Annotated in this window: 7 protein-coding genes; 3 read left to right on the top strand and 4 right to left on the bottom strand. The window is 75.0% G+C overall.

Annotated features, from left to right (window positions below):
• Positions 1-64: 64 nt before the first annotated feature.
• From AB0D01_RS14010 to AB0D01_RS14020, 3 genes are all read left to right on the top strand, one after another.
• Positions 65-490, top strand: a complete 426-nt coding sequence (locus AB0D01_RS14010) for a carboxymuconolactone decarboxylase family protein (protein WP_363055381.1) — start codon at positions 65-67, stop codon at positions 488-490.
• 271 nt (positions 491-761) lie between these two features.
• Positions 762-1997, top strand: a complete 1236-nt coding sequence (locus AB0D01_RS14015; protein WP_363055382.1) for an MFS transporter — start codon at positions 762-764, stop codon at positions 1995-1997.
• A 174-nt stretch (positions 1998-2171) separates the two neighbouring features.
• The gene (locus AB0D01_RS14020; RefSeq protein WP_363055383.1) at positions 2172-2930 is read left to right on the top strand and encodes a class I SAM-dependent methyltransferase; all 759 of its coding nucleotides are present in this window, start codon (positions 2172-2174) and stop codon (positions 2928-2930) included.
• 114 nt (positions 2931-3044) lie between these two features.
• On the opposite strand, the gene AB0D01_RS14025 is transcribed toward AB0D01_RS14020, so the two are convergent.
• The 4 genes from AB0D01_RS14025 to AB0D01_RS14040 are packed head-to-tail and all read right to left on the bottom strand — an operon-like array spanning position 3045 to position 9274.
• A complete protein-coding gene (locus tag AB0D01_RS14025) occupies positions 3045-4250 on the bottom strand; it encodes an FAD-dependent oxidoreductase (RefSeq protein ID WP_363055384.1) in 1206 nt (401 codons plus the stop codon).
• Positions 4247-5761, bottom strand: coding sequence for an FAD-dependent oxidoreductase (locus tag AB0D01_RS14030; protein WP_363055385.1), 1515 nt, complete (start codon positions 5759-5761; stop codon positions 4247-4249). The genes AB0D01_RS14025 and AB0D01_RS14030 overlap by 4 nt, the downstream gene beginning before the upstream one ends.
• Entirely contained in the window at positions 5758-7899 is a 2142-nt protein-coding gene (locus AB0D01_RS14035; RefSeq protein WP_363055386.1) for a molybdopterin oxidoreductase family protein, read from the bottom strand. The genes AB0D01_RS14030 and AB0D01_RS14035 overlap by 4 nt, the downstream gene beginning before the upstream one ends.
• Complete coding sequence (locus AB0D01_RS14040; RefSeq protein WP_363055387.1) at positions 7889-9274, bottom strand: nitrate/nitrite transporter; 1386 nt, start codon at positions 9272-9274, stop codon at positions 7889-7891. The genes AB0D01_RS14035 and AB0D01_RS14040 overlap by 11 nt, the downstream gene beginning before the upstream one ends.
• Between the last annotated feature and the right edge of the window lie 176 nt (positions 9275-9450).

Below are 9450 nucleotides of genomic sequence, written 5' to 3' on the forward strand. Positions count from 1 at the left end.
CCCTACTCGGGGCCGATTGGGCCCTTAGATTCTTCACATGACAACTTTTCAGGTTCCTGAGCGAATGAACTTCTCCGCCGTCGCCCCCAAGATCTTCAAGGCCGTCCTGGCCCTCGACGGGGCCTCCCGCCAGGGCATCGACCCGGTCCTCCTGGAGCTCATCCAGATCCGCGCCTCGCAGATCAACCGCTGTGCGTACTGCATCGACTACCACACGGGCGACGCCCGCAAGGGCGGCGAGTCCGAGGAGCGGATCTACCAGCTCAGCGCGTGGGAGGAGTCGAGCCTCTTCACCGTCAAGGAGCGCGCGGCCCTCGCCCTGACCGAGGCCGTCACCCTCCTGCCCCACGGTGTCCCGGACTCCGTCTACGACGAGGCCGCCCGCCACTTCGGCGAGGAGGAGCTGGCCCACATCATCGCCCTCATCTTCACCACCAACGTGTGGAACCGGATGAACGCCACCACCCGCAAGACCCCCGGAACCGAGTAGGCCACCCGGTCCACGACCCTTCCAGACCCCATAACGACGCACCAGGGCGGTGGCCTCCGCCTGATCGGCCAGGCCACCGCCCCCGTCATGCCCGCACACCCCCGCGGGACGCGACCACCCACCGCGGACCGCCGAACGGAACGCCTCCGCGCGACCCACCCCCGTACGACCCACCCCCGCTCCACGCACCCCCGCACCACCCGTCCCCGCGCACCACCCCGAATTCCGTCTCCCGGCACCTGAGGGGGACCGCCGACGAAGGAATGACACCGTGACCACGCTCGAATCCGTACCGAACACCCCCCAGAAGGAGCCGTCCGCGCTCCGCGGCTGGCTCGCCGTCCTGGCGGTGACCCTCGGCATCTTCTCCCTGATGACCTCCGAGCTGCTGCCCGTGGGCCTGCTCACGCCGGTCGGCTCCGCCCTCGACGTCTCCGAGGGCACCGCGGCCCTCATGGTGACCATCCCCGGTCTGGTCGCCGCGATCTCGGCCCCCCTGGTGACCGTCGCCACCGGCAAGTTCGACCGAAGGCTCGTCCTGGTCATCCTGATCGCCATCGTGGGCCTGGCGAACCTCGCCTCCGCCTTCGCGACCAGCTTCGCCGTCGTCCTCGTCGCCCGCTTCCTCATCGGCATCAGCGTCGGTGGCTTCTGGTCCATCGCCGGCGGCATCGCCCTGCGCCTCGTGCCCGAACGACACGTGGCCCGCGCCACCGCCGTCATCTTCGGCGGCGTCGAGACCGCGTCCGTCCTCGGCGTGCCCACCGGCACCTTCCTCGGCGACCTCTCCGGCTGGCGCACCGCCTTCGCCGCCGTCGGCGGACTGGGCCTGGTCGCCCTCGTCGCCATGCTGTTCCTGATGCCGAAGGTCCCCGCCGAGCGCACCATCACCTTCGGCGACCTGCCCAAGGTCTGGAAGTCCAACGCCGGTGTCCGCATCGGCATCGCCATCACCTTCCTCGTCATCACCGGCCACTTCCTTGCCTACACCTTCGTCCGTCCGCTCCTCCAGGACGACGGCGTCAGCGACAGCATGATCGGCGTCCTGCTCCTGGTCTTCGGCATCGCCGGCATCACGGGCAACTTCATCGCCGGCGCCCTGATCGCCAAGCGGCTGCGCCAGACGGTCGTCGGCATCGCGGTGGTCCTCACCGTGGCCATGCTGCTCCTCGCCTTCGTCGGCAACACCACCCTGACGGCCGCGATCATCCTGGTCCTGTGGGGCCTGGGCTACGGCGCCGTGCCGGTGACCTTCCAGACCTGGATCCTCGACGCCGCCCCCGAGGCGACCGAGGCCGCGTCCTCCCTCTACGTCTCCACCTTCAACCTCTCCATCGCCCTCGGCGCCCTCTTCGGCGGCTTCGCGGTGGACAACCTGGCCACCGTGAGCGTCCTGTACATCGGCGCCGGTCTGGCCCTCGTCACCCTCCTGTTCGTCGGTCGCCGCGGCGGAACCCCCGCCGCCACCGACCAGGCCGCGGAGCGCGAGACCGCGGCCGCCCACTGATCGTCCGCCCCGTACACCACCGTCCCCCGCGGGCGGGGCGGACAGCCGGACGCGACTTCGACACCGAAGTCGCGTCCGGCCCTTTCGCGTGTCCGGGCCCCGGTCGCGCCGCGGGTCGTGAGGTTCGCGTCACAGGCCCGCCGCCCGGCGGGGCCGCCGTGATGGGCTTGCCCCATGGACACCACCACACCCGGCCCGACGCGGGCCGTCTACGACCGCATCGGGACCGGCTACAGCCGGGTCCGGCGCCCCGACCCCCGCCTGCACGCCCTGATAGGTGGGGCGTTGGAGGGGGCCCGCCGCATCCTGAACGTCGGCGCGGGCGCCGGTTCCTACGAACCCGAGGGCATCGACGTCACTGCCGTCGACCCCTCCGAGGTCATGCTCGACCAGCACCCCGGGCCGGCGAGGATCAAGGCGCGGGCGGAACGACTGCCCTTCACCGACGGTGCCTTCGACGCGGCCATGGCCGTCCTGACCGTCCACCACTGGACCGATCCGCACCGCGGGCTCGCCGAGTTGCGGCGGGTGGCCCGCAAACAGGTCGTCTTCACCTGGGACCCCGCCCACCGGCCGCGGCTGTGGCTGGAGGAGTACCTACCGGAGATCGGCGCGCTCGACGAGGCCCGCTGTACGCCCCTGGCCGAGATCGTCGACGCGCTCGACGCGCACACCGTGCTGCCCTTCCCGATCCCGCACGACTTCACCGACGCCTTCCAGACCGCCCACTGGCGCCGGCCCGAGTCCTACCTCGACCCCGCGATCCGCCTGGCGAGCTCCACCTTCGCCCAACTGCCGCCGTCCGTCGTGGAACCGGCGATGGACCGGCTGCGCGCGGACCTCGATTCGGGTCTGTGGCACCGTCGGCACGCCGGGCTCCTCGACCGCGAGGCCGTCGACTACGGCTACCGCCTGGTGGTCGCCGGCGCGTAGTGAGGCCTTCCCGGGCCTTCCCCGGCGGGCGGTTCGCCGCCCGCGGAACGGGTCCGGACATGCCGAAGCGGCGCCCCCGTCGCACAAGGGGGGCGCCGCTTCGGGGCGGTCGGGTCAGGCCAGCAACAGTTCCGGCGGGCCGGTGAGCTCGTGGCCCAGCATCGCGCGCAGCTCGCCGTAGGCGTGCGCGTCACCGGCCAGGACGCCGCCGAGCAGGGTACGGCCGTCGGGGGAGAGGACCAGCTTGGCGTACGTGGCCGCCGCCCGGTCCTCCCGTACGAAGGACAACGCGCCCTCCGTACGGCCGTGGACGTCGCCGAAACCGGCCACCTCCACCCCGAACACCTTCAGCTTCGCCGAGGTGTCCGCGCCCGGGAACGGCGCCGCGGGCGGCCCCGCCAGGAGCTGACGGGCCACGCTCTCGGCCATCAGGTAGCCGGGGGCCACCAGCCCGTGGCAGCGCCCCAGGACGGCCGCGCACTCGCCGATCGCCCAGACGCGGGCGTCGGCGGTGCGGCAGAAGGCGTCCACCAGGAAGCCCCCGCGCTCGCCGCGCTCCAGAGCGGCCGGCTCCGCGAGTTCGTCGCGGGGGCGCACCCCCGCCGAGAACACCACGGCCCGGGCCTCCAGGACCCTGCCGTCGGAAAGGGTCACCCCGCGCACCCGGCCGTCCGCGCCGGCGTCCACGGAGGCGACGCTCACCCCGCAGTGCACCCGCATGCCCAGCTCCCCGACGAGCCGGGCCAGCACCGCGCCGCCGCCCTCGTCGATCTGGAGGGGCATCAGGTGCGGGGACAGCTCCACCACATGCGGGCGCATGCCCAGGGAGCGCAGCGCCTGGGCCGCCTCCAGCCCGAGGAGTCCGCCGCCGATGACCACCCCGGCCTCACCGGGCGCGGAGGCCTCCCGCAGGGCGTCGAGGTCGTCGAAGGTGCGGTACGTGAACGTGCCGGGCAGGTCGTGGCCCGGCACCGGCGGGACGAAGGGCCGCGATCCGGTGGCCAGGACGAGGGCGTCGTAGCGGACGAGGGAGCCGTCGGCGAAGGTCACCGTACGGGCCCCCCGGTCCACGGAGACGACGGGGGAGGACAGCCGGACGTCGATCCGCGGGTCGAGGCCCACGTCCGGGCCGGCCAGGGTGAGGTCCTCGGCGCTCTTGCCGTCCAGGTACGAGGACAGCGCCACGCGGTCGTACGCGGGCCGCGATTCCTCGGCGGCCACGACGACCCGCCACCGGGCGGAGCGGTCACCGGCCCGCAGGTGTTCGACGAGCCGGTGCGCCGTCATCCCGTACCCGACGACGACCAGGGTGCGTTTCATGCGCTCGCGCGTCCTTCCGTGGGGTGTGCGGGGTCCGCGCCGGCGTCGGGGGCGTCGCCGGCCTCGGCTTCGGCGGCCCCGGCTTCGGCGGGGGTGCGGGCGAGTCGCTCGCACAGCCGGCCCACCGCCGGGCCGCAGGTGCCGCAGCCGGTGGTGGCGCGGGTGGCCGCGGCCAGGTCGGCCGGCTCGCGCGCGCCCTCGCGCCAGGCGAGCTTCAGGGTGCCCACGGTCACGCCGTTGCACTGGCAGACCACGGCCGTGTCCGGAAGCTCCCCGGACGCGGCGTAGCCCCCGGCGGTGCCGAGGAGCAGCGCCAGTCGGTCGCTCTGTACGGGGCGGTCCTCGGCGTACAGCCGCCCCACGGCGGCGCCGGCGCGCGGGAGGCCGACGACGATCCCGGCGTGGATCCGCTCCCCGCGCAGCAGCAGGCGGGCGTAGCGGCCGCGGGCCGGGTCGGACAGGGTCACGCTCTCCTCGCCCGGCTCCGGTTCGGCGAGCAGGGCGCCGCGCGGCCCGACCACCGTCAGGTCCAGGCCCGCGATGTCCGGGCGCAGCACGCGGCGGGCCGGCCGGTGGGCGGCGTCGCCGCCGGTGAGGAGCGTCGCGAGGGCCTCGGCCTGCTCCCACGCGGAAGCCAGGGAGGGCCCGTCGGCCGCGTCCGGGTACGGTCCGGCGGGCTCGGCGCAGTCGCCGATGGCGCGGACGTACGGGTCCGCGGTGCGCAGCCGTTCGTCCACCAGGACGCCCCGGCGCACCGGCAGGCCCGCGGCCCGGGCGGGCCCCGTCTCGGGGACCTCGCCGGCGCACACCAGCAGGGTCGACGCGGCGGACAGCCGGCCGTCGTCCAGGAGGGCCTTGCCCTCCTCCCGGCCGACGACCCGCCGCCCCGTTTCGAGCACCACCCCGGCCCGTTCCAGGGCCGCGGCGACGACGGCGGAGGCGGTCGCGTCCAGGTCGCGGTGGGCGAGGCGCGGGTCGGGGTGGACGAGGGTGACCTCGTGCCCGGCGCGCCGCAGGGCGGCGGCGGTCGCGATGCCGCGCAGGCCGCCGCCGGCGATCACCACGGGGCCCTCGGCGGGCGGCGCGGCCCCGTCGAGGGTGCGCGCGACGCGCACGTCGGGGCCCTCGAAGCCGGGCGACCGGGGCCGGGAGCCGGTGGCCAACACCAGCGTGTCGTAGGGGTGGTCGGCGCCGTCGGCGGTGCGCACCAGGCGGCGGCGCCGGTCGACGCCGGTCACGGCGGTCGAGGTGCGCACGCTCACGCCGCTCGGGGGCGGCGCGAGGGCCAGGGCCCCCGCCGACAGCGTGCCGTCGAGGACCGAGAGCAGCAGGGGCCGGTGGTAGGCGGGGGTGGGCTCGGCCCCGAGCACGGTCACCGGCCCCCGGTGGCCGCGGCGGCGCAGGGCCTCCACGAACCGGTGCGCGGCGGGCCCGTTGCCGACGACCACCACGGCCCCGGCCCCGACCCCGGTCCCCGCTCCGGCCGTCGGCACGGCGGCGGCGGTGCTCACGACGCCCCCCGCAGCGGTTCGACGCGCACGGCGGCGAGCTTGAACTCGGGCATGGCGCTCACGGGGTCCAGCGCGGCCCCGGTCACCAGGTTGGCCCGACCCTCGCCGGGGAAGTGGAACGGCACGAAGACGGTGTCGGTGCGCAGGTCGGGGGCGTGCCGGACGCGGGCGACGACGGCCCCGTGCGCCGAGACGACCCGGGCGAGGGCGCCCTCGGCGAGCCCGTGGCGGCCGGCCGTGTCGGGGTGCACCTCGACGAAGGCCTCCGGTGCGGCGGCGGCCAGTTCGGGCACCCGGCGGGTCTGGGCCCCGGACTGGTAGTGGGCGAGCACGCGGCCCGTCGTCGCGTACAGCGGCAGCTCGGCGTTGGGTTCCTCGGCGGACCCCCGGTACTCGACGGGCGCGAAGCGGGCCCGTCCGTCGGGGTGCGCGAAGCGGTCCAGGAACATCCGGGGCGTGCCCGGGTGCGGGGTGCCGGAGGCGTCGGGGGCGGGGCAGGGCCAGTGCAACTCCTCGCCCGCGTCCAGCCGTTCCCAGCTGACGCCCGCGTAGTCGGCGCGGCCCCCGGCCGACGCCCGGCGCAGCTCCTCGAAGACGAGGCGCGGGGCGGCGGGGAAGCGCGCGGGATCCTGCCCGAGGCGCACCGCCAGTGCGCGCAGCACCTCCAGGTCGGTGCGCACCCCCGGCGGCGGGGGCAGGACGGGGCGGCGGCGCAGGACCCGGCCCTCCATGTTGGTCAGGGTGCCCTCCTCCTCGGCCCACTGGGTCACGGGGAGGACCACGTCGGCCAGGAGGGCCGTCTCGGAGGGGACGAAGTCGGCGACGACGAGCAGGTCCAGGGCGGCCAGCCGCTCGCCGACGTGGCCGGCGCGGGGGGCGGACACGGCGGGGTTGGAGCCGAAGACCAGGAGGGCCCTCGGTCCGCCGGGGGTGCCGAGGGAGTCGAGGAGCCGGTAGGCGTCGAGTCCCGGTCCGGGCAGCGAATCGGGGTCCACGCCCCACACGCCGGCGACGTGGGCCCGCGCGGCGGGGTCGGTGATCATCCGGTAGCCGGGCAGCTGGTCGGCCTTCTGCCCGTGCTCGCGGCCGCCCTGCCCGTTGCCCTGGCCGGTCAGGCAGCCGTAGCCGCTGCCCTCGCGGCCGGGCAGGCCCAGGGCCAGCGACAGGTTGACGAAGGCGGCGACGGTGTCGGTGCCCCGGCTGTGCTGTTCGGCGCCGCGCCCGGTGAGCACGTAGCGGCGTCCGGCCCCGGCCAGCATGGTGACGGCCCGCCGCATGTCGGCGACGGGGACCCCGGTGACGGCCTCGACGCGTTCGGGCCACCAGGGCAGGGCGCGTTGCCAGGCCGCGTCGAAGCCGGAGGTGCGCTCGTCGAGGTAGGCCCGGTCGAGCAGGCCCTCGGTGACGGCGAGGTGGAACAGGCCCAGGGCCAGGGCCAGGTCGGTGCCGGGCACCGGCTGGAGGTGCAGTGCGGCCAGTTCGGCGGTACGGGTGCGGCGCGGGTCGATGACGATGAGGTCGGCGCGCGTCAGGTGCCGCATCAACGGCGGCATCGTCTCGGCGGGGTTGGCGCCCGCCAACATGATCACGTCGGCCCGGCCGAGGTCGGCGGTGGGGAACGGCAGGCCCCGGTCGAGCCCGAAGGCGGCGTTCCCGGCCGCCGCGGCCGAGGACATGCAGAAGCGTCCGTTGTAGTCGATCCGGCTGGTGCCCAGGGCGACCCGGGCGAACTTGCCCAGCTGGTACGCCTTCTCGTTGGTCAGGCCGCCGCTGCCGAACACGGCCACGGCGTCGGCGCCGTGCCCGGCGCGCAGCGCGCGCAGCCGGTCCGCGACGAAGTCCAGCGCGGTGTCCCAGTCGGTGGGGGCCAGTTCCCCGTCGGGGCCGCGCAGCAGCGGGGTGCGCAGGCGGTCCGGGGCGCGCAGCACCTCGGGGGCCGTCCAGCCCTTGCGGCACAGGCCGCCCTCGGCGGGGTCGGCGGGCCGCACGGTGACCCCGTCGCCCTCGCGGGCGAGGACGGTCGCGCACTGGAGCGCGCAGTACGCGCAGTGCGTCGCGGTGCCGGCGGTGTCGGGCCCGACGGTGGTACCGGCGGCGGGAGCGGGGACGGGGACGGAGGCTGTCAGGTCAACGGACATGGGCCGGCCTCGGTTCCCGCGCCGGCGCCGGGACGCCGGGCGTGCGCCGCGCGGGGCGCAGGTACACGTACCAGGTGACGGCCATGCACAGGGCGTAGTAGCCGAGGAAGCAGGCGAAGGCGACCGTGCCGCTGCCGCCCTCGCCCTCGTAGGCGGAACGGAAGGCCAGGTTGATGGCGACGCCGCCGAGGGCGCCGACCGCTCCGGCGATGCCGATGGTGGCGCCGGAGATCCGGCGGGCGCGGGCGAACGCCGCCGTGGCCTCGCCGCCCGAGGTGATGGTGGCCTCGGCCTCGGCGGCCGCCGCGGCCGGGATCAGCTTGTACGTCGAGCCGTTGCCGAGGCCGCTGAGCACGAACAGCACCGTGAACGCGGCGACGAACGCCCCGAAGGACTGCGCCCACGAGGCCAGCAGCAGTCCGGCGGTGCCGAGGGCCAGGGCGACGAAGGACCACAGGGTGACGCGGGCGCCGCCCCACCGGTCGGCCAGTTTGCCGCCCAGCGGGCGGGAGACCGAGCCGAGGAGGGGGCCGATGAAGGTGTACGAGGCCGCTTCCAGCGGGGTCGAGCCGAACTCGTAGCGGAGCACCAGGCCGAAGGCGAAGCCGTAGCCGATGAAGGAGCCGAAGGTGCCGATGTAGAGGAAGGAGATCCACCAGGTGTGCCGGTTGGCGGCGGCCTCCCGCAGGGCGCCGGGCTCGGCGCGGACCGCGTCGACGTTGTCCATCAGCAGGGCCGACAGCAGCGCCGAGATCGCGATCAGCGGGAGGTAGACGGCCGCCACGTAGGCGGGGTGGGTGTCGCCGACGGTGGAGATGACCAGCAGGCCCAGCAGTTGCACCACCGCGACCCCGAGGTTCCCGCCGCCCGCGTTGACGCCGAGGGCCCAACCCTGCCGGCGCTGCGGGAAGAAGGTGGTGATGTTCGTCATCGAGGAGGCGAAGTTGGCCCCGCCCGCCCCGGCCGTGGCGCCGATCAGCAGGAACACCCACAGCGGGGTGCCGGGGCGCTGGACGAACACGAAGGCGAGGACGGCCGGCACGAGCAGGACGGTCGAGGCGAACACCGTCCAGTTGCGGCCCCCGAAGCGGGTCACCGCGTAGCTGTAGGGCAGCCGCAGCACCGCCCCCACCAGGGTGGGCACGACCACCAGGAGGAACTTCTCCCCGGGGGTGAACCCGAGGCCGATCTCCGGTGACATGAACAGCACCAGGACCGACCACATGCTCCACACCGAGAAACCGATGTGCTCGGAGAGCACCGACAGCACCAGGTTGCGGCGGGCGATCCGGCGACCGGAGCGTTCCCACTGCTCCTCGTTCTCCGGGTCCCAGCCTTCGATCCACCGCCCGGAAGCGGGTCGTCGGGTCTTCATGGTCTCCTCGGTCTCCTCGGCTCGCTCAAAGGGGTGATGGCAAAAGGGGTGATGGCAAAAGGGGGGATGGCGAAGGGCGCGGCGAAAGGGGGGACGGCACGGGCGTGCCGTGGACCCGCCCCGACCGGACCGACCGGCACGGCCCGTACGACCGGAGCGCCCCGAGCGCCCGGTCC

The organism is Streptomyces sp. NPDC048606 (assembly GCF_040650855.1).
GTDB lineage: Bacteria > Actinomycetota > Actinomycetes > Streptomycetales > Streptomycetaceae > Streptomyces.